Annotated in this window: 1 protein-coding gene; it reads left to right on the forward strand. The window is 71.8% G+C overall.

Annotated features, from left to right (window positions below):
* Positions 1–574: NAD-dependent epimerase/dehydratase family protein (locus tag ACNA7R_RS20575; RefSeq protein ID WP_416285391.1), on the forward strand; the 574-nt coding region annotated here is incomplete at both ends.

Consider the following 574-nt stretch of genomic DNA (forward strand, 5'->3'; position numbering starts at 1 on the left):
GGATCGCCGGCGCCGCGGCGGGCGTCGTGTTCTTCCTCTTGTCTCCCGCCTTCGAGGTGCCGCTGACGGCCTTCCTGGGCGCCTGGGTGCTGACCGGCGTGGCGCTGCCGGCCGCGCGTTGGTGGTCGTGGGCGTACCGCATGGACGTGCGGGCGCGCATGGTGGAGGAGGACAAGGTCCTGCGGGCGCTGAGCCTCGCGTCCAGTAACCGGGGCGACGACGACGGCACCGTGCTGGTCGTCGGCGGCGCCGGCTACATCGGCTCGGCGCTGCTGCCGCGGCTCTTGGAGAGCGGTCGCCGGGTGCGCCTGCTCGACGTGTTCCTCTACGGCAAGGAGCCGGTGGCGAAGTGGCTCGACCACCCACGCCTCGAGGTGGTGGAGGCCGACTACCGCAAGTTCGACAAGCTGGTGGAGGCCATGCAGGGCGTCCAGACGGTCGTGCACCTCGGCGGCCTGGTGGGCGATCCGGCGTGCGCCTGGGACGAGGCGCTCACCGTCGAGGTCAACCTCACCTTCACCCGCGTGATCGCCGAGATCGCCAAGGCCAGCGGGGTCCGGCGCTTCGTGTTCGC

Origin of the sequence: Natronococcus sp. (genome assembly GCF_047921035.1) — an archaeon.
GTDB lineage: Archaea > Halobacteriota > Halobacteria > Halobacteriales > Natrialbaceae > Natronococcus.